Raw genomic sequence first — 15,998 nt, forward strand, 5'->3', positions numbered from 1 at the left:
TCGAAACGGGTTTCACTCGTTACCGACTAACACCGGAGGCTGTACCGTGACCGCGTTGCGTCAGTACCTTGGCGTGTGGCAACTACCGGGCGGCCCGGTCCTCCTCATAGTCGGGATCCTGGCCCGCCTCGGCATCGGCATGACGCCGCTCGCCCTGCTCCTGCTCGTCGAGCAGACCACCGGGCGCTACGCGGCGGCCGGTCTGGCCGGAGGCGTCTACGCCCTGGCGGGCGCGGCCCTCAGTCCGATCGCCGGCCGGTTGGCCGACCGGATCGGAGCCGGGCCCATCCTGCTGGCCACGGCTGTCCTGCACCCGCTCGCCCTGGGCGCTCTGGTGCTGGCCAGCCGCGGCGGCACCGACGCTCTGGAATGGATCTTCATCGCCACGGCGGTGGCCGGTGCCACGTACCCTCCGCTGACCGCGGCCATCCGCCGCGCCTGGACCGACATGACCTCGGTCGGCAGCGGCCGGCACGGCCTGCGCGCCGCCGCGATGGCCGCCGAGACCTCGCTGTTCGAACTCGTCTTCGTCCTCGGCCCGCTGCTGGTCGCGGCGTTCCTCGTGGTCACCGGCGAGCCCGCCGCGGCCCTGCTCAGCGCCGCGGTGGCGACCCTGGCCGGCACCGCGTGGATCGCCCGGCTGCCGGTGATGCGGCACCGCGGCGCCCACGCGGAGGAGCACACCGCCAAGGGCCTCGGCCCGCTGCGCGTGGGTGGCTTCCCGCCGCTGCTGATCTGCGTGGCGGCCCTCGGCATCGCGTTCGGCGCGGCCGGCGTGATCGTCCCGGCGTATGCGTCGCAGCACGGCGGCGGCGAGGCACTCGGCGGCGTCCTCCTCGGTGTGTGGGGCATCGGCAGCGCGATCGGCGGCATCTGGTTCGGCACCCGCCGACCGGCGATGGCCCTCACCCGGCAGTTCGCCTGGCTGCTCGGCGCGGTGTCGGCGAGCTTCACGGTCCTGGCGTTCATGCCCGGCCCGGTCTCGCTGGGCGTCGCCCTGGTGATCGGCGGCGCGACCATCGCACCGGCGCTCACCGTGGAGAACAGCCTGGTCGGCCGGATCGCCCCGGCCGGGATGCTGAACGAGGCGTACACCTGGATGGTCACCGTCTCGGTGGCCGGCAGCGCGGCGGGCGGCGCGGTGGCCGGCGTGATCGTCGACCAGCCGGGCGGCCTGCCCTGGTCGTTCGTGTTCGCCGGCGGGGTGCTCCTGATCGCGGCCCTGGTCGCGGCGATTCCGGACGGGTCGATGGCGCGCGCCGACCGCCACGCCACCGATCGGTTGAACACGGCTCTGGCGGCCTCACCGGTAATCTGATGGTGACCATCGGCACACCGGCGATCCGGCATCGGCAGCAGCCGCGCTGACTTGTACCGAGTGTCGTCTTCAGAACGGAAGCCTCGCATGACCGCTCCGAAACGCGTCCCGTTGTCCGTGCTCGACCTGGCCACGGTTCGCGAGGGACACGGCAGTGCCGACGCCGTGCGCGGCACGATCGAGATCGCCAAGGCGGCCGACGAGCTCGGTTACGCCCGGTTCTGGATCGCCGAGCACCACAACATGCCGGCCGTCGCGTCCACCTCGCCGCCGGTCCTGATCGGTGCCGTCGCGGCGAACACCCGGCACATCCGGGTCGGCTCCGGCGGCGTCATGCTGCCCAACCACATGCCGTTCGTGGTGGCCGAGCAGTTCGCGCTGCTGGAGGCGCTCTACCCGGAGCGGATCGATCTCGGCATCGGCCGCGCGCCGGGCACCGACCAGGCCACCGCGGCCGCCCTGCGCGGCGTCTCGCCGTACCTGACGGTCGAGCAGTTCCCGGAGCACCTGCAGACGCTGCTCGGCCTGCTCGGCGACGAGCGGGTGCCGGAGTCGCGCCTGCTGGCCACCCCGGCCGCCGAGACCTATCCCGAGGTGTGGATGCTCGGCTCGTCGACGTACGGCGCGCAGGTGGCGGCCGCGCTGGGACTGCCGTTCTGTTATGCGTACCATTTCGCGATGAGCTCCGATGTGGACGGCGCGCTGCGGCTCTACCGGGACGGTTTCCAGCCGTCACCGCGCTACCCCCGGCCGTGGGCCATGGTCAGCGCCTCGGTGATCGCCGCCGAGACCACCGAGCAGGCGCAATACCTGGCCGGCCCCAGCCGGATCATGGCGCTCAGCCTGCGCACGGGCAGGCTCGGCCCGATGGTCTCGCCGGAGACGGCCGCCCAGGCCGAACTGTCCGAGTTGGACCAGGCGATGCTCGCCTCGCTGCCCGGCACGCAGTACGCGGGCACCGCCGAGGAGGTCGTCGCCGGTCTGGACGCGCTGGTCGAGCGGACCGGGGCCGACGAGCTCATGCTGGCCGGCGCGGTCTTCGACCCGGCCACGAGGCGCGACAGTCTGGCACGGATCGCGAAGGTGTGGGGTCTTTGATGACGAGCGGTGTGGTCCTGTCCCTCAACGTCGGCAAGTCCGAGCACAACCCGGCCAAGTCGGTCGGCGTGACCGGCATCGGCAAGCAGCCCGTCGACCACGCCGTGGCCGTGCGTGCTCCCGGCCCGAAGACCGTCGGCGAGCACAGCGGGCTGATCGGCGACTTCATCGGCGACGTCAAGCACCACGGCGGCGACGACCAGGCGGTGTACGCGTACGCCACCGAGGACTACGCCTGGTGGGCCGAGCAGCTGGATCGTGACCTGGCGCCCGGCCTGTTCGGCGAGAACCTCACCACCACCGGTGTCGACGTCGGCGGAGCCGTGATCGGCGAGGTCTGGCGCGTCGGTGACGGCGGGCTGGTCCTGCAGCCGACGTTCGGCCGCATCCCGTGCGCCACCTTCCAGCACCGGATGGGCGAGCAGCGCTGGATCAAGCGCTTCGCCGAGGCCAACCGCACCGGGGCGTACCTTCGGGTGCTCTCGCCGGGTGAGGTGCGGGCCGGTGACCGCGTCGAGGTGACCGACCGGCCCGCACACGGGCTGAGTGTCAACGAGGCGTTCGGCATCTACATGCACGACACCTCGCGCCTGTCCCGACTCCTCGACGCGCCCGAGCTGCCGGTGGGCATGCGCGAGGAGATCCTCAAGCGCCTCTAGCCGCACCGCCAGATCGTCGGGCTCGCCGGATGGGTCAGGACGGCGGCCTGGCTGATCGTCGTGCCGGTGATGACCTTGGCGTCCTCACTGACCGCGGTGAGAGTCGTCCCCTCGACCTTGGAAGCCACTCGGGAGAGCTTCAGCACCTCCTTGCCGACGACCAGGGCCGCGTTAGGGTCCAGGCCACGGCTGCCGCGTGGGGGCACCTGCCCTTTCCCGTCCGGGTCGTTCACCTGTTGCCAGGTTCCGCTGACCGGCTCGTACCGGAAGATGAGCACCCCGCCGGTGAACACGCCGGTGCCCGGGTCCAGGGCCTCGACCTCGCCGTACAGCCACCCGAACCGGAAGGCGATCGGGGTGAAGCTCGGGATTCCCGCCGCGTCGACGACGGGCGGAGCGAGCCGCTGTATCGAGCCGTCCGCGTACCACAGGTAGGTACGCCACCCCTCGTAGGGGATCTCCAGGATGGCGGCGACCGTACCGTTCTCGTCGATGTCCCGGACGGAGCCGGCGACCGCGCCGTCGGCCAGCGGCATCAGCTCCGGGTGCGTCTCCGGCGACGCCCAGCGCTGCGGCCAGCGCCGCCCGGCCCGTTCCCAGTAGCCGGCGATCGTGCCCTTGTCGTTGATCGCCGACGCGACTCCGGCACCGGGCAGCCGGCGCACCTTCCCGTCGCGATACAGGTACGGAGCCGGCGCGTACCCCGACACCCCGCCCACGGCGACACCCGACCCGTTGATGTCCTCCATGACGGCCTTCGGCCTGGACTGCTTGACCGTGTCGACCAGCTTGCCGTCGCGCCACACCAGCACGTCGTGGTCGCCGCCGGCCACCGGCTCGGTCCAGCCCACGTGGTACGTACCGCTCGGGTCACCGGCGTTCACCGCCGCCGACTTCGCCTTTCCGAGCGGCAACGGCTTCGCCGTGCAGGAGGACGGCATCACCGGCTCCGGCGGCAGTGCCTGACCGCTCTGCGCGACCGGCGCCGCCCGCATGACCGGCTCGGACGGCGTCCGGTATCCCGCCGGCACCTTCGGCGGCTGCGGTGGCGGAATGATCTCCCCGGGTGCGGAGGCCGAAACGGACGGCCGCACCGGCGGCGCCATCTCGTCGGCCGGGCCGCCGGCCAGCACGCCACCGGTCGCGGCCACCGCCACCAGCGCGGTGACTCCCGTACCCATCAAAAAGGCACGCCACCGGCGGCCCCGCCGCCCGTCGCGCATGGCCTTCACCACGTCGACGCGGTTCGGCTCGGTGGGTTCGCCGTCCAACGGCCGCAGCAGCAGCCGGCCGAGCTCCTCCTCGGTCATCGGTCGCCTCCCCTCGCCGTGCTGGGAATCCGATATCCGAGCAGCCGTCTCAGCGTCTCCAGCCCGTGCGAGGTCTGGCTCTTCACGGTCCCCGGCGAGCACCCGAGGATCTCGGCCACCTCGGCGATCGGCTTGTCACACAGGAAACGCAGCACCAGGACGGCCTGCTGCCGCGGTGGTATCTGTGACAGGGCGGCGCGCACGACCGTACGGTCCTCGATCCCCGCGCGTTCCGGCGCCTGCTGCTCCGGCGCCGTCCCGAACAGCCCCACTCGCCACCAGCCGCGCCGCTTCTCGTCCAGGAACGTCCGCACGATCATCGTGTGCACGTAGGCGTCCACATTGTCCACGCGCGAGATCCGCGCCCACCGCGCGTACAGCTTGGTGATCGCCTCCTGCACCAGGTCGTCCGCCTGATGCCCGTCCCCGCACAGCAGGTACGCGAACCGCCGCAGAGCCCCGAGCCGCCCGCTGACATACGCCAGATACTGCTCGTCGGATCCGTCATCCATCCCCGCTCCCGTCCGATCGTCTGCTGATAGACGGAGTCCTGGCTCAGAAGGTTGTATCTCAGCACTCAACTCGATCGCGAGTACGCCGATGGATCCTCCGACTCCGCCGCCTGCCCGAGGACCTGAAGTGACGCAACTGCCGCCGCCCCACGGCATGATCACCATGTATCCGCCCGGCCGCCGCCGGTTCCGTCCCCGGTGGATGTGGCTCGGCCTCGGTGTGGCGGGTGCCTGCGCGGGTGCCGTGACGTTGGTGGTGGCCACCGGCTCGCCCGATACCACGCCCGTTGTGGATGTCGTCGCGGTGCCGGTGGTGGCAGTCGCTTCCGCCTCCAGTGAACCGGAGGTCTCGGAAAGCCCGGCAGAGCCGGAGGCGACATCCCCGTCGCAGTCCCGGGTCGTCACCCCCACGGCGTCCACGAAGCCGCCGCGAGCCGTACCGAAGCCGAAACCGAAACCGACGTCCACGCCTACGCCTACGCGGTACCAGGCCACCCCGGCCGAGATCTATGCCGCCGAGGTCGCTGTCGAGGAGGCCGAGCACGAGTACGTCGTGATGCAGAACAACCCCAGCGGCTGGACCGGGGAAGCCGACCTGGCCGTACAGCAGTACCGGATCGACCGGCTGAAGCAGGATCTCGCTGATTTGCGAGCCGGCACCCCCGGCAAGCAGCACCGCAAGCTGGACATCCGGGAGGCGAAGGTCTACCTCGCGCAGGCCAAGGCCCGCTTCGAATGGATCTCCGGCAACCCTTCGTACTCGGACCTCGAACGTCAGCAGGCGTGGGCCGACGTCTTGAAGTGGACCGAACGCCTCCAGGAGGTTCAATCCTGACGGGCTTGCATCCGGTACCCAGGTACAGGCTTACGGTCGAACGGACGGCGCCTTGTTAGAAGGAGGCTTGGCATGTCGTTCGTAGTCCCCGACGCTTGCACGCTGCCCACGGCAGAACGGCCGTTTCGGCTGGCAGAGTTCGATGAGCTGTTCGCCACCGCGGTCCGCGACGTCGAGCAGGCCGACGCGACGCACGCGCGGTTGAACCTCGCCGGTCCGGAAGGGCTGGCAACAAAGGTACGGGACCTGACCGCCCGGGAAACCGAGTGCTGTTCGTTCTTCACCTTCACCACCACGCCCCAGTACGCGCCCGACGGCGAGATCGTCGTCCTCGACATCGAGGTGCCGGCCGCTCACGCCGACGTGCTCACGTCGCTCACCCAGCGGGCGAGTGCCGTATCCGGCCAGTCATGATGGACGGTTTGCGTACCGGTGAGGTCGCCGAACAGGCCGGCGTCAACATCCAGACCCTGCGCTACTACGAACGCCGGGGCCTGCTGGCCGAGCCGACCCGATCCTTCGGCGGCCACCGCCTCTACCCACCCGACACCGTAGCCCTGCTCAACGTCATCAAGGCGGCCCAGCGGCTCGGCTTCACCCTCGGCGAGGTCGCGGAGCTGCTGGACACGGGCCGCCGTCGGCACCCCTCGGCCGACCTGCGCCGGCGGGCCATCGACAAGATCGCCGAGATAGATCAGAAGATCGCCGATCTCACCGCCATCCGCACCACCCTCACCGAGGTGGTCGACGCCCGCTGCGACAGCCTCACGAACTGCACCTGCACCGACTGCCCGATCCCATACCTGACCATCGGCACCAGACCCTCCGGAGACACCGCATGAGCCGGCCCGGCCCACCGCCCGTCGACAGCGGCCTGCCTCGCCGCAGCCAGATCACCGGCGCCCTCGCCGTCTTCGCCTGCGCCGCCTGCTGCACCCTGCCACTGCTCATCGCGGCGGGCCTGCTCACCGGCGCCGGCGCCGGCATCCTGGAGAAGACGCTGCTCGCCGTCGCCGCCGGGCTGGCCGCCCTGGCCCTGACGATGTGGTGGCTGCATCGGCGCCGCTCCGCCCAGCCGTCCTGCCGCTGCGGCAACACCGGCTGCGGCTGCTGACCGAATTCGTGCTCAGGTGATGGTGCTGCTCCGGCGTTCGATCAGGACGACGTCGCGCCAGGTGCCGTGGTGCTTGCCGACGCGTTCGCGGGTGCCGACGGTGCGGAAGCCGCAGGCAGCGTGCAGAGCGAGGCTCGCGGTGTTCTCGGGGAAGACGCCCGACTGGATCGTCCAGACGCCGGCCCTCTCGGTGGAGTCGATCAGCGCGTGGAGGAGGGCTTTCCCGACTCCACGGCCGCGTGCGCCAGGGTGGACGTAGACCGAGTGCTCCACGACTCCGGCGTACACGCAGCGGTCGGAGACCGCGCTGCACGCCACCCAGCCGATCACCCGGCGCTCGGCGTCGAGGGCGACGAATCGGTGGTCGGGCAGGCGGGTGGCGGTGAACCGGTCCCAGGTGGGTGGCTCGGCCTCGAAGGTGGCGTGACCGGTGGCGATACCGAGTCGGTAGACGTCGAGGACCTGGGCGTCGTGATCGTCGGTCATCGCCGCGATGCGCAGCCCGCTAGGAGTGGTCACGGTGCGGTGGTCCACTCCATATTGACCCCCGTTGTCATCGCTGAGGTGTCGAGCAACCGCGACAGAGCGGCGAGTGCCGACGGGACGACCCGGTAGTAGACCCATGTGCCGCGCCGCTCGGAGGTGACCAGCCCGGCGTCACGCAGCACCTTGAGGTGGTGCGAGATGGTCGGCGCCGACTGGGTGAACGCGTCGGTCAACTCGCAGACGCAGACCTCGTCGCCGGCGCGGGCCGCGATCATCGACAGCAGCCGCAGCCGGGCCGGATCACCCAGCGCCTTGAACCCCTTGGCCAGGCCGACGGCGTCCGTCTCGGTCAGTGACTCCGCGACCATCGGCGAGCAACAGCCCGGCTCGTTCAGCAACGGCAGCTCTTGATTCGACACGCGTCTAGTTTGACAGCGGTCGAATCCGGGTGCAAGCTGGACCCTGATTCGACAAACATCGAAATCATGGAGGAGTTTCGTCATGACCGAGCCTTTGGCCGTCGTCAACACTCAGCCCTGCTGCGGCACCGCCGAAGCCGCCGAGCGGGCCGGCGCATGCTGTGACCCGGATGCCGTCGTCGCCGGTTCTCCTTGTTGCGGGGGCACGACCGACACCGGCGGTGACATCCGCGAGCAGGTCCGTGCCCGATACGCCGACGCCGCCACGCGCGCCGCTGAGGGCGGCCAGTGCGGCAACGAGGAGCTCTACGCCACCGACGAGCAGAGTGAAGTGCCCGAAGCGGCACTGCGGGCCAGCCTCGGCTGCGGGAATCCGCTTCGCGTCGCCGACCTCAACCCCGGCGAGACCGTCCTCGACCTGGGCTCCGGCGGAGGCATCGACGTGCTGCTCTCCGCTCGCAGAGTCGGCCCGACCGGTTTCGCCCACGGCCTGGACATGACCGACGAGATGCTGGACCTGGCCCGCCGCAACGCCGCTGAGGCAGGCGCCACCAACGTCGAGTTCCACAAGGGCCACATCGAGGACATCCCGCTACCGGACGCCTCCGTCGACGTCGTGATCTCCAACTGCGTGATCAACCTGTCCGCCGACAAGCCCTCGGTCTTCGCCGAGATGCACCGGGTTCTGCGCCCCGGTGGCCGGATCGGCATCTCCGACGTCGTCGCCGAGGACCACCTGACCCCGGAGCAGCGCGGCGTTGTCGGCGACTGGTCCGCCTGCATCGCCGGCGCCCTGTCCCGCTCGGAATACATCGACGGCCTGACCGCCGCCGGGTTCGCTGACGTCAGCGTCGATTTCACCGGCGCTTACGCCCGGGACATGCACGCAGCAATCATCCGCGCACAACGCGCCTGAACCAGGGGAGCCGGTGGGAGGCGGTGCGCAGCAAACGTCACCGCGCCACGCCTCCCGGCCTTCCTTGGCGGCGACGACCGCGATGACCAGGGCCGCGACGGGATCAGCCCAGGTCCAGCCGAACAGGCTGTTCAAGGCCAGACCGACAAGCAAAACCGCTGAGAGGTACGTGCACAGCAGCGTCTGCTTCGAGTCGGCAACCGCCGATCGGGAACCCAGTTCCCGGCCGGTGCGGCGCTGCGCGTACGACAGGCCCGGCATGATCGCCAGTGACAGCGCGGCCAGCATCAGTCCCACCGTCGAGTGGTCGGCCTCCACGCCGCCGACCAGGGCGCGCACCGACTCGACCGTCACGTAGGCGGCCAGCGCGAAGAACGAGATCGCGATGATCCTCAACGCGGTTCTTTCGCGGGCCTGCGGGTCGTGGCCGCCGAACTGCCACGCCACCGCGGCCGCCGACGACACCTCGATCACCGAGTCCAGGCCGAACCCGATCAGAGCGGTCGACGAGGCAACCGTGCCAGCCGTGATCGCCACGATCGCCTCGACCACGTTGTAGGCGATGGTCGCGGCCACCAGCAGCCGTACCCGGCGGTTCAGCAACAGGCGCCGCTGCGGCGACGGCCCGGCCGGAGCGATCTGGATCAGCGGGCCGGCCATCAGCAGCAGCCCTTCGCCGCCGAGTCAGCGCAGGCCGTCGGGTCCACCGCCAGCACCACGCCGAGCAGGTCGCTCAGGGCATGCGCCAGGCGGGGGTCGGCCAGCTCGTAACGAACCCGGCGGCCCTCCGGAACCGCCACGACCAGGCCGCAACCGCGCAGACAGGCCAGATGGTTGGAGAGGCTCTGCCGGGTGGTGCCGAGCAGTACCGCCAACTGTGCCGGATAACCCGGCCCGTCACGCAGGGCGAGCAGCAGCCGCGCTCGAGTCCCATCCGACAGGGCATGTCCGAACCGAGCCAGCACCGAACCGTGCACCAGCGTCTCCACAGCGGAATAGTACATCGAGCGATGTACTATTCCGGCGTCAGATCCGATACTCCGACGGCAGGCTGCCGACCTTTCGGTGCCGGAGCCACAGCCGCCAAGCCTGCGCGCTGAGTGCGGTGAACCCGACCGCCACCAGGAAGCCACCCATGACGTATGGTGCCGCGCCGGGTCGCAGGTGTCCTGAGCCGTGTACGGATCCGACGGCAGGTACCGAACCTGAAGCGCGACGCCGGGTCCAGGTGGGACGGAGAGACCGCCTTCGCCCGAGACCCCGACCACTACGACTTCGACCGACTGTGGTGACTCGACCCGCCACCTCCTCGGAGCTGCCAGGAGCCATGCTCCCCACCGTCGGCTGATGGTCGACGCTCTGAACTCCCGGCCCGCGCGGCGGCTACACGAACATCTCGAGCAGCGGCTCAAGAACTTCGATCCGTTGCTCCTCGTCGGCGGTGGACAGCGCGGCCAGCACACGATCGCGCAGTCGGCTCCACAGCTCCTCGCCGATGTCCCCGTTGACGCCGGTGAGGAGGCCGAGAGCGGACCGGCTGACCTCCCAGTTGCCGGTGATGGCCAGATCGACGAGCAGTTCCAGGATCGGTGAGCAGTCGTACGGCTCGAGTGCATAGAGCAACGTTCCGCGGCTCCCTGCCGTACGCGGGTCTTGCAGCAGGCCGGCGATCACATCGAGTACCTCCGGGTTGCGCATGTCGGACAGCGCCAGCGCCGCGTAGTTGCGGACCGCCGCGTCATCCGAGGTGCGCAGCATCTCCAGCAGGTGAGGTGCTGCCTCCGTGGCCTCCCGCCGGCCGAGTTCCTCGATCGCCTCGTAGACGGCCCCCGGATCGGAGTCGTCCAGGCGGCCGATCAGGGCGCTGATCGACATGTGTTCCAGAGCGCTCATGTCACCTGCGGCTCTCTAACCTCGACCCGTTGGTCGCAGTGGGAACTTCCACGAGCTCATCATCCGCAACACGCACGGGTTGCGGATGGATTGGCACGCTGTTGCAGATCACCTGGCGAACGTGAGGAATCAAGGCGCCGCGCAAGCGCGGCGCTGGCCGGACGCGCTCGGCATGTTCCCGCAGAGGGTCGCAGACGGCCGGATCTCGCCGGCCTCGCCAGATCACAACGAGAACGGCCCCGGTCAGCGTTTCCACTGGTACCGGGGCCGTTCTTCCTGCCTGTGGCGGGTAGAGGATTCGAACCTCTGTAGCTTTCGCGACGGATTTACAGTCCGCTCCCATTGGCCGCTCGGGCAACCCGCCTGGGCAACCGCCGTGGTCTCCCGCGGCAGCGGACATCAGAATAGCCGTACCGCGCGGCGGATCCGCAACCGGGTACGGTCGGCATGTCGCGGGGCAGGATGGTTCCGCGGTAACAAGCCGGTACGAGCCCAGTCGCAGGAGTCTGATCATGGCAGCCAGCCCGTCGTTCGACATCGTCAGCAAGGTCGACCGGCAGGAGGTCGACAACGCGTTCCACCAGGCGGAGAAGGAGCTCGGGACCCGGTTCGACTTCCGGGGTACGGGTACCACGCTGGCCAAGTCGGGGGAGGCGTTCACCATCACCTCGGAGACGGAGGAGCGGGCCAGTGCGGCTCTCGACGTCTTCAAGGAGAAGCTGGTGAAGCGGAACATCTCGCTGAAGTCGCTGGACGCGGGTGAGCCGCGGCAGTCCGGTAAGACCTACAAGATCGACTGCAAGGTGGTCGAGGGGATCGAGACGGACAAGGCGAAGGCGATCAGCAAGAAGATCCGCGACGAGGGGCCGAAGGGTGTGCAGGCGCAGATCCAGGGCGACCAACTGCGGGTCACCGGCAAGAAGCGGGACGACCTGCAGGCCGTGATCGCGCTGCTGAAGGCCGACGACTTCGGCGTCGCGCTGCAGTTCACGAACTACCGGTAGCAGACTGGGTTCGTGGGTGTAGCGGTTCTCGGGGGCCTGCTCGGGGCGGCTCTGGTCGCGTTCGGGGCGCGCATGCTGATTCTGCGACGGGCGCCCGCGTTGATCGGCCGGTCGTTCCGGACGGTTCGGGAGGCGGGGTGCTACCACCTGCTCTTCGGCGTGGCGTTGCTGCTCTTCGTGTTCGGGGGGACGGCCGCCTCGCTGGTCGCCGTCGCGCTGGTCGGGGTCGCCGTGCTGCGGTTCCGGCCCCGAGGGCGTAAGCACGACGACGAATAGAGGAGAGCGCGTTGATCGACCCGGTGGTGGACGAGAGCCGGCTGCGGTTGCGGGACGACGACACCGTCGTGGTCGATGTCCGGTGGTACCTGGACGGGCGTTCGGGCCGCGCCGCGTACGAAAAAGGGCATTTGCTTGGCGCGATTTTCATCGACCTGGACTCTGCGCTGGCTCGCCCGGCCACCCCGGCCGATGGCCGGCATCCGCTCCCGGACCCGGTGGTCTTTGCCGAAGCGATGGCGGCGGCGGGGATCGGGGATCAGAACACCGTGATTGCGTACGACGACGCGGGTGGCGTGGTAGCGGCGAGGCTGGTCTGGATGCTCCGGGCGACCGGGCACGACGCCGCCCTGCTCGACGGTGGTCTGAACGCCTGGTCCGGTGAGCTGACCACCGAGGTCCCGGTGCGCCCGGAGGCCGTCTTCACCGCACGGGAGTGGCCCGCCGAGCGGCTGGCGACGATCGAGGAGACCGTTGACGGCGGCGCGGTCGTGCTGGACGCCCGGGACGCCAACCGGTTCCGCGGCGAGTTCGAGCCGGTCGACCCGAGGCCCGGTCACATTCCCGGCGCCCGGAACCTGCCCTGCCGGGAGAATCTGGGCGCGGACGGCCGGTTCCTGGCGGTCGAGCAGCTGCGTGAGCGGTTCGCCGGTGTGGGCGCGGGCGGCGACGCGGACGTCATCTCCTACTGCGGTTCCGGCGTGACCGCCTGCCACAACCTCATCGCGCTGGAGCACGCCGGTCTCGGCGCCGGCCGGCTCTATCCCGGGTCCTGGTCGCAGTACAGCGCCACGGACCGGCCCGCCGCCACCGGTGACTGACGCTCAGCCCTGGTCCTCGACCCAGCGCTGGTGTGCCTCCCAGGCTGCCTGTTTGCTGCTGCCGAGGGCCGCGCCGATCTGGGTCCAGGACGCGCCCGCCTGCCGGGCCGAGCGGACCATGGCCTGCCGGCCGTAGCCGACCTTGCGGATAACGACCTCGCCGAGCGCGAGCATCTCCAGGATCTCCTTGGCCGTGAGGCCGGCCGCTTCGGCGTCCGGGCTGACGGTGGTGACCGCTTCCATCATCCGTAGCTCGTTGTACCGAGCGGTCGCGGTGGCGAGGGTGTGCCGCCGCTCCAGTTCGTCCGGGATGGCCATGCGCGCACTCTTTCGTCAGGACGACCTGACGTCAAGTCGCCATGACACAACAAGTGCGAATTGCACTCACTTCTGCGGTTAAATCCGGCGTAAAGCCCTCAATTGTTGAGGGTGATGGGATGGTCGTTGACTCAACCGTTCGGCCATTGTTTGCCCCAGCGGCGGTCCGACCCGCCGCTGGACGTCCCCAGTCGCACAACTGGTGTGGCAACATCAGGGAATCTGATCCCGAAGCTACTCATCCACCGGAGCGCATCATGTCCGCAAGAAAGCTGGGCCGACTCGCCGGTTTGGTTTTTGTGCTCGCTGCGGTGTTCGGTGGCGTGGGCGCTACCAGCGGTGACTGGCATGCCGACGTCGCCAAGCCGTCGGCAGCGGAGGCCACCACCCTCGACTGGCACTGGGGCTGACACCCGGACGGCGAGGTAACCCCCACGCCGACTGAAGAGGAGCGCGATGGCCGGCCGTTCACGAACGCGTCGGCGTTCCGCAGATTACGCGTGGTTGATCACCGGGCCGCTGGCGCTCCTCGCTGTCGCGTGCGCTGTGGCGTTCTGGCGTGACGACGAGACCTGGTACAAGGCGTGGCCCGCCGGGCTGCTCATCCTTGCCGTCTACGTCGTGGCTCAGCTCGTCACCTTCAACATCGTCATCCGGCGGGGTGCCTTCGAGGTCACCGTCACCGAGGTGCCGCTGATCCTCGCGCTCTATTACCTGCCGCCCGTGATGACCGTCGTGGTCGTGACCGGCGGCGTGCTGCTGTTGCAGCTGTGGACCCGGCTCCCACCGGTGAAGATGTGGTTCAACGTCGCCAAGTCGGCCGCGAGCATCTGCGTCTCGCTGCTGGTGGTCGCCTCGTTCCCGCCGCTCGACGACGCGGGCCCGTCCACCTGGGGTGTGCTCTTCGCTGCGGTCGCGGTCAACCTGTTCGTCCAGCAGGTGTGCCTCGCCGGCGTGATCAGCGTGGTCCAGAGCGGTCGCGCCGCCCTGGACCTGTTCCGGGCGAGCTACTCGAACCAGATCATCTCCGGCGTCAACGTGGCGGTCGGCCTGCTCTTCCTGATCGCCCTGGAGGAGAACAAGTGGTCCGTCCTCCTGCTCGGCATCCTGGTGATCGCGCTGATCCTGGTGCTGCGCTCGTTCGCCGGGTTCTTCCGGCAGCACCGGACGCTGGCCGACGTCTACGAGCTGACCCAGGCCGTCCGTAACGAGAGTTCGGACAGCGCGCTGCCGGACGTCCTGCTCGATCGGGTACGCGCTCTGATGCGCTCCGAGTTCGCCACGCTCTGGCTGGCGCCCCAGGAGCGGTACCCGGAGGTGCTGCTCACCGCGCAGGTCGACAACAAGGGCCTGCTCGACGTGTCGCCGATGCCCGCCTCGATCCGTGACCACACGGTCCGGGAGCAGCGGCCGATCGCGGTCGGCGCCCAGTTCCCGGAGACCGAGCTCCTGCGTGACTCGTTGCGGACCGCCCGGGTCAAGGACGTGCTCCTGGTCCCGCTGCGGTCCGGTCAGACGACCATCGGCACCCTCGAGGTGATCAACCGGGTGGGTGACGCCCGGACGTTCCGGGACAGCGACGTGCAGGTGCTGGAGACGATCGCCGCGCACGTCGCGGTGGCGGTGGAGAACTCGCGGCTGGTCGACCGGCTGCGTCACGACGCGTACCACGATCGGCTGACCGGGATGCCGAACCGGCGCCGGATCATCGACGCGCTCGCCGAGTCGACGACCGTGCGCGCCGAGGGCGAGGTCGTCGCGGTGATGCTGTTCGACGTCGACGGGCAGCGCAACGTCAACGAGTCGATGGGGCACGCGGCCGGTGACAAGCTGCTCGCCGAGGTGGCCGCCCGGCTGCGGGGTATCGCGGGCTCGGGAGCGCTGGTCGGCCGGATCGGCGGCGACGAGTTCGTGGTCACGCTGCGGGCCGAGAGCATCGAGGCGACCATCGAGATCGCCACCCGGATGCGGGAGCGCCTGCGGGGCCCCATGGCGGTGGGCTCGCTCACCCTGGACGTGGACACCGCCGTCGGCGTGTCGGTCTATCCCGACCACGGCAGCGATCCGGAGACCCTGCTGCAGCGGGCCGAGCTGGCTGCCAATGCGGCCAAGGCTTTACCGTACGGTGTACAGCCCTTCCACCCGGCCCTCGAGTCCCGTGCCGTCCGCCGTCTCGGCATCGCCGCCGACCTGCGCCGGGCACTCGACAACGACCAGCTCGAGGTCTACTTCCAGCCCAAGGTCACGCTCGCCGACCGCCACGTGGTGGGTGTCGAGTGCCTGGCCCGCTGGGTGCACCCGGCACACGGCGAGGTGGCGCCGGAGGACTTCGTGGCGGTGGCCGAGCACACCGGTCAGCTGCCGCGCCTCACCGAGGTGGTGCTCAGCGCCGGCCTGCGCCGCTGCCGGGAGTGGGCGGACGCGGACCGGCCGCTGTCCGTCGCGGTGAACCTGTCCGCGCGGACGCTTCTCGACTCCCGCTTCCCCGACCTGGTCGAGGAGTTGCTCGCCGAGCACGGAGTCGGGCCGGGCCAGCTCACCTTCGAGATCTCCGAGCCGGGGATGCTCAACGACATCGAGCGGGTGCTGCCCACGCTGTACCGGTTGCGCGACCTTGGCGTACGCCTCAGCGTCGACGACTTCGGCACGGGCGCCTCCTCGTTGGCGTACCTCCGGCAGTGGCCCGTGCACGAGGTGAAGATCGACGACTCGTTCGTGCAGGGGATGGCGACCGACTCGGGTGATCTGGCGATCGTGCGGGCCGTGATCGGCCTCTCCCGTGAGTTCGGGCTCACCGTGGTCGCCGAGGGTGTGGAGAGCGAGCTCACCCTCGGGTTACTCGAGGAGATGGGCTGCGAGATCGGCCAGGGATACCTGTTCAGCCGCCCCCTGCCGTACGAGCGGCTGGAGGCCTGGCTGAGCGCTCAAACCGAGCCCGAATCCACCCCCACGGGCGAGGTCAGAAGGCTCCGAGCCGTGATCTGACCTGGGCGTTTACGGGAAAGGGGGTACTGATTTC

At 69.8% G+C, this 15,998-nt stretch carries 20 protein-coding genes, 1 tRNA gene and 1 pseudogene; 13 read left to right on the top strand and 9 right to left on the bottom strand.

The annotated features are described in order from the left end of the window. The first annotated feature begins 46 nt into the window (after positions 1 to 46). The 3 genes from AB0M02_RS07495 (at position 47) to AB0M02_RS07505 (ending at position 3,075) form a co-directional block, all read left to right on the top strand. Entirely contained in the window at positions 47 to 1,318 is a 1,272-nt protein-coding gene (locus tag AB0M02_RS07495) for an MFS transporter (protein WP_364223173.1), read from the top strand. Between the two features lie 87 nt (positions 1,319 to 1,405). Further along, complete coding sequence (locus tag AB0M02_RS07500; RefSeq protein ID WP_364223176.1) at positions 1,406 to 2,416, top strand: LLM class flavin-dependent oxidoreductase; 1,011 nt, start codon at positions 1,406 to 1,408, stop codon at positions 2,414 to 2,416. Continuing rightward, the gene (locus AB0M02_RS07505; RefSeq protein ID WP_364223179.1) at positions 2,416 to 3,075 is read left to right on the top strand and encodes an MOSC domain-containing protein; all 660 of its coding nucleotides are present in this window, start codon (positions 2,416 to 2,418) and stop codon (positions 3,073 to 3,075) included. The genes AB0M02_RS07500 and AB0M02_RS07505 overlap by 1 nt, the downstream gene beginning before the upstream one ends. On the opposite strand, the gene AB0M02_RS07510 is transcribed toward AB0M02_RS07505, so the two are convergent. Together AB0M02_RS07510 and AB0M02_RS07515 are read right to left on the bottom strand one after the other, a co-directional pair. Further along, positions 3,072 to 4,385 carry a hypothetical protein gene (locus AB0M02_RS07510; protein WP_364223182.1) on the bottom strand — a complete coding sequence of 438 codons (1,314 nt, stop codon included), beginning with the start codon at positions 4,383 to 4,385 and terminating at the stop codon, positions 3,072 to 3,074. The two genes, AB0M02_RS07505 and AB0M02_RS07510, sit on opposite strands and share 4 nt — an antisense overlap. After that, entirely contained in the window at positions 4,382 to 4,897 is a 516-nt protein-coding gene (locus tag AB0M02_RS07515) for a SigE family RNA polymerase sigma factor (RefSeq protein ID WP_364223185.1), read from the bottom strand. Before AB0M02_RS07515 ends, AB0M02_RS07510 begins: the two co-directional genes overlap by 4 nt. A gap of 127 nt (positions 4,898 to 5,024) precedes the next feature. On the opposite strand from AB0M02_RS07515, the gene AB0M02_RS07520 reads away from it, so the two are divergent. The 4 genes from AB0M02_RS07520 (at position 5,025) to AB0M02_RS07535 (ending at position 6,846) form a co-directional block, all read left to right on the top strand. Continuing rightward, positions 5,025 to 5,732 (top strand): hypothetical protein, encoded by a 708-nt coding sequence (locus tag AB0M02_RS07520; RefSeq protein WP_364223188.1) that lies wholly within the window; start codon positions 5,025 to 5,027, stop codon positions 5,730 to 5,732. Positions 5,733 to 5,804: 72 nt separating this feature from the next. Continuing rightward, positions 5,805 to 6,146 carry a hypothetical protein gene (locus AB0M02_RS07525; RefSeq protein WP_364223190.1) on the top strand — a complete coding sequence of 114 codons (342 nt, stop codon included), beginning with the start codon at positions 5,805 to 5,807 and terminating at the stop codon, positions 6,144 to 6,146. After that, on the top strand, positions 6,143 to 6,574 hold the full coding sequence (locus AB0M02_RS07530) for a MerR family transcriptional regulator (protein WP_364223192.1): 432 nt from the start codon (positions 6,143 to 6,145) through the stop codon (positions 6,572 to 6,574). The genes AB0M02_RS07525 and AB0M02_RS07530 overlap by 4 nt, the downstream gene beginning before the upstream one ends. Beyond that, on the top strand, positions 6,571 to 6,846 hold the full coding sequence (locus tag AB0M02_RS07535; RefSeq protein WP_364223195.1) for a hypothetical protein: 276 nt from the start codon (positions 6,571 to 6,573) through the stop codon (positions 6,844 to 6,846). Before AB0M02_RS07530 ends, AB0M02_RS07535 begins: the two co-directional genes overlap by 4 nt. A gap of 12 nt (positions 6,847 to 6,858) precedes the next feature. Here the strand turns inward: AB0M02_RS07535 and AB0M02_RS07540 are convergent, their stop codons facing one another. Both AB0M02_RS07540 and AB0M02_RS07545 read right to left on the bottom strand, forming a co-directional pair. Further along, the gene (locus tag AB0M02_RS07540) at positions 6,859 to 7,332 is read right to left on the bottom strand and encodes an N-acetyltransferase family protein (RefSeq protein ID WP_364224481.1); all 474 of its coding nucleotides are present in this window, start codon (positions 7,330 to 7,332) and stop codon (positions 6,859 to 6,861) included. A gap of 29 nt (positions 7,333 to 7,361) precedes the next feature. After that, entirely contained in the window at positions 7,362 to 7,700 is a 339-nt protein-coding gene (locus AB0M02_RS07545; RefSeq protein WP_364224483.1) for a metalloregulator ArsR/SmtB family transcription factor, read from the bottom strand. Between the two features lie 133 nt (positions 7,701 to 7,833). Here AB0M02_RS07545 and arsM point away from each other — a divergent pair, with 133 nt between their 5' ends. After that, positions 7,834 to 8,667: an arsenite methyltransferase gene (gene arsM / locus AB0M02_RS07550; RefSeq protein WP_364223198.1), complete on the top strand. Its 834-nt coding sequence runs from the start codon at positions 7,834 to 7,836 to the stop codon at positions 8,665 to 8,667. Between the two features lie 21 nt (positions 8,668 to 8,688). Here the strand turns inward: arsM and AB0M02_RS07555 are convergent. From AB0M02_RS07555 to AB0M02_RS07570, 4 genes and pseudogenes are all read right to left on the bottom strand, one after another. Continuing rightward, positions 8,689 to 9,327, bottom strand: a pseudogene (locus tag AB0M02_RS07555) (cation transporter); the annotation flags it as partial. Then, positions 9,327 to 9,656 carry a metalloregulator ArsR/SmtB family transcription factor gene (locus AB0M02_RS07560; RefSeq protein ID WP_364223201.1) on the bottom strand — a complete coding sequence of 110 codons (330 nt, stop codon included), beginning with the start codon at positions 9,654 to 9,656 and terminating at the stop codon, positions 9,327 to 9,329. The gene AB0M02_RS07560 and the pseudogene AB0M02_RS07555, both read right to left, overlap by 1 nt. 394 nt (positions 9,657 to 10,050) lie before the next feature. After that, the gene (locus tag AB0M02_RS07565) at positions 10,051 to 10,560 is read right to left on the bottom strand and encodes a HEAT repeat domain-containing protein (RefSeq protein ID WP_364223204.1); all 510 of its coding nucleotides are present in this window, start codon (positions 10,558 to 10,560) and stop codon (positions 10,051 to 10,053) included. A gap of 283 nt (positions 10,561 to 10,843) precedes the next feature. Next, positions 10,844 to 10,924: transfer RNA gene (locus AB0M02_RS07570), tRNA-Tyr, on the bottom strand. 148 nt (positions 10,925 to 11,072) lie between these two features. Between AB0M02_RS07570 and AB0M02_RS07575 the strand changes: the two genes are divergently transcribed. From AB0M02_RS07575 to AB0M02_RS07585, 3 genes are read left to right on the top strand one after another with little or no spacing between them, the layout of a single operon-like run. Next, positions 11,073 to 11,564, top strand: a complete 492-nt coding sequence (locus AB0M02_RS07575; RefSeq protein WP_364223207.1) for a YajQ family cyclic di-GMP-binding protein — start codon at positions 11,073 to 11,075, stop codon at positions 11,562 to 11,564. 12 nt (positions 11,565 to 11,576) lie between these two features. Next, positions 11,577 to 11,840 carry a hypothetical protein gene (locus tag AB0M02_RS07580; protein ID WP_364223209.1) on the top strand — a complete coding sequence of 88 codons (264 nt, stop codon included), beginning with the start codon at positions 11,577 to 11,579 and terminating at the stop codon, positions 11,838 to 11,840. An 11-nt stretch (positions 11,841 to 11,851) separates the two neighbouring features. Then, on the top strand, positions 11,852 to 12,661 hold the full coding sequence (locus AB0M02_RS07585) for a sulfurtransferase (protein ID WP_364223212.1): 810 nt from the start codon (positions 11,852 to 11,854) through the stop codon (positions 12,659 to 12,661). Positions 12,662 to 12,664: 3 nt separating this feature from the next. On the opposite strand, the gene AB0M02_RS07590 is transcribed toward AB0M02_RS07585, so the two are convergent. Then, positions 12,665 to 12,979, bottom strand: coding sequence for a hypothetical protein (locus AB0M02_RS07590; protein ID WP_364223215.1), 315 nt, complete (start codon positions 12,977 to 12,979; stop codon positions 12,665 to 12,667). A 257-nt stretch (positions 12,980 to 13,236) separates the two neighbouring features. Between AB0M02_RS07590 and AB0M02_RS07595 the strand changes: the two genes are divergently transcribed. Both AB0M02_RS07595 and AB0M02_RS07600 read left to right on the top strand, forming a co-directional pair. Continuing rightward, complete coding sequence (locus tag AB0M02_RS07595; protein WP_364223218.1) at positions 13,237 to 13,389, top strand: hypothetical protein; 153 nt, start codon at positions 13,237 to 13,239, stop codon at positions 13,387 to 13,389. 46 nt (positions 13,390 to 13,435) lie between these two features. After that, positions 13,436 to 15,964 (top strand): bifunctional diguanylate cyclase/phosphodiesterase, encoded by a 2,529-nt coding sequence (locus tag AB0M02_RS07600; protein ID WP_364223221.1) that lies wholly within the window; start codon positions 13,436 to 13,438, stop codon positions 15,962 to 15,964. The last annotated feature ends 34 nt before the right edge of the window (positions 15,965 to 15,998 follow it).

The organism is Actinoplanes sp. NPDC051861 (assembly GCF_040681145.1).
Classification (GTDB): domain Bacteria; phylum Actinomycetota; class Actinomycetes; order Mycobacteriales; family Micromonosporaceae; genus Actinoplanes.

Excerpts from the sequence above, each read along its gene's own strand:
- AB0M02_RS07595 (WP_364223218.1), top strand. The coding sequence starts at position 13,237 with ATGTCCGCAAGAAAGCTGGGCCGACTCGCCGGTTTGGTTTTTGTGCTC.
- AB0M02_RS07500 (WP_364223176.1), top strand. The coding sequence starts at position 1,406 with ATGACCGCTCCGAAACGCGTCCCGTTGTCCGTGCTCGACCTGGCCACG.
- AB0M02_RS07540 (WP_364224481.1), bottom strand. The coding sequence starts at position 7,332 with ATGACCGACGATCACGACGCCCAGGTCCTCGACGTCTACCGACTCGGT.
- AB0M02_RS07530 (WP_364223192.1), top strand. The coding sequence starts at position 6,143 with ATGATGGACGGTTTGCGTACCGGTGAGGTCGCCGAACAGGCCGGCGTC.
- AB0M02_RS07510 (WP_364223182.1), bottom strand. The coding sequence starts at position 4,385 with ATGACCGAGGAGGAGCTCGGCCGGCTGCTGCTGCGGCCGTTGGACGGC.
- AB0M02_RS07535 (WP_364223195.1), top strand. The coding sequence starts at position 6,571 with ATGAGCCGGCCCGGCCCACCGCCCGTCGACAGCGGCCTGCCTCGCCGC.
- AB0M02_RS07565 (WP_364223204.1), bottom strand. The coding sequence starts at position 10,560 with ATGAGCGCTCTGGAACACATGTCGATCAGCGCCCTGATCGGCCGCCTG.
- AB0M02_RS07600 (WP_364223221.1), top strand. The coding sequence starts at position 13,436 with ATGGCCGGCCGTTCACGAACGCGTCGGCGTTCCGCAGATTACGCGTGG.
- AB0M02_RS07545 (WP_364224483.1), bottom strand. The coding sequence starts at position 7,700 with ATGGTCGCGGAGTCACTGACCGAGACGGACGCCGTCGGCCTGGCCAAG.
- AB0M02_RS07575 (WP_364223207.1), top strand. The coding sequence starts at position 11,073 with ATGGCAGCCAGCCCGTCGTTCGACATCGTCAGCAAGGTCGACCGGCAG.
- AB0M02_RS07590 (WP_364223215.1), bottom strand. The coding sequence starts at position 12,979 with ATGGCCATCCCGGACGAACTGGAGCGGCGGCACACCCTCGCCACCGCG.
- AB0M02_RS07505 (WP_364223179.1), top strand. The coding sequence starts at position 2,416 with ATGACGAGCGGTGTGGTCCTGTCCCTCAACGTCGGCAAGTCCGAGCAC.
- AB0M02_RS07515 (WP_364223185.1), bottom strand. The coding sequence starts at position 4,897 with ATGGATGACGGATCCGACGAGCAGTATCTGGCGTATGTCAGCGGGCGG.
- arsM (WP_364223198.1), top strand. The coding sequence starts at position 7,834 with ATGACCGAGCCTTTGGCCGTCGTCAACACTCAGCCCTGCTGCGGCACC.
- AB0M02_RS07525 (WP_364223190.1), top strand. The coding sequence starts at position 5,805 with ATGTCGTTCGTAGTCCCCGACGCTTGCACGCTGCCCACGGCAGAACGG.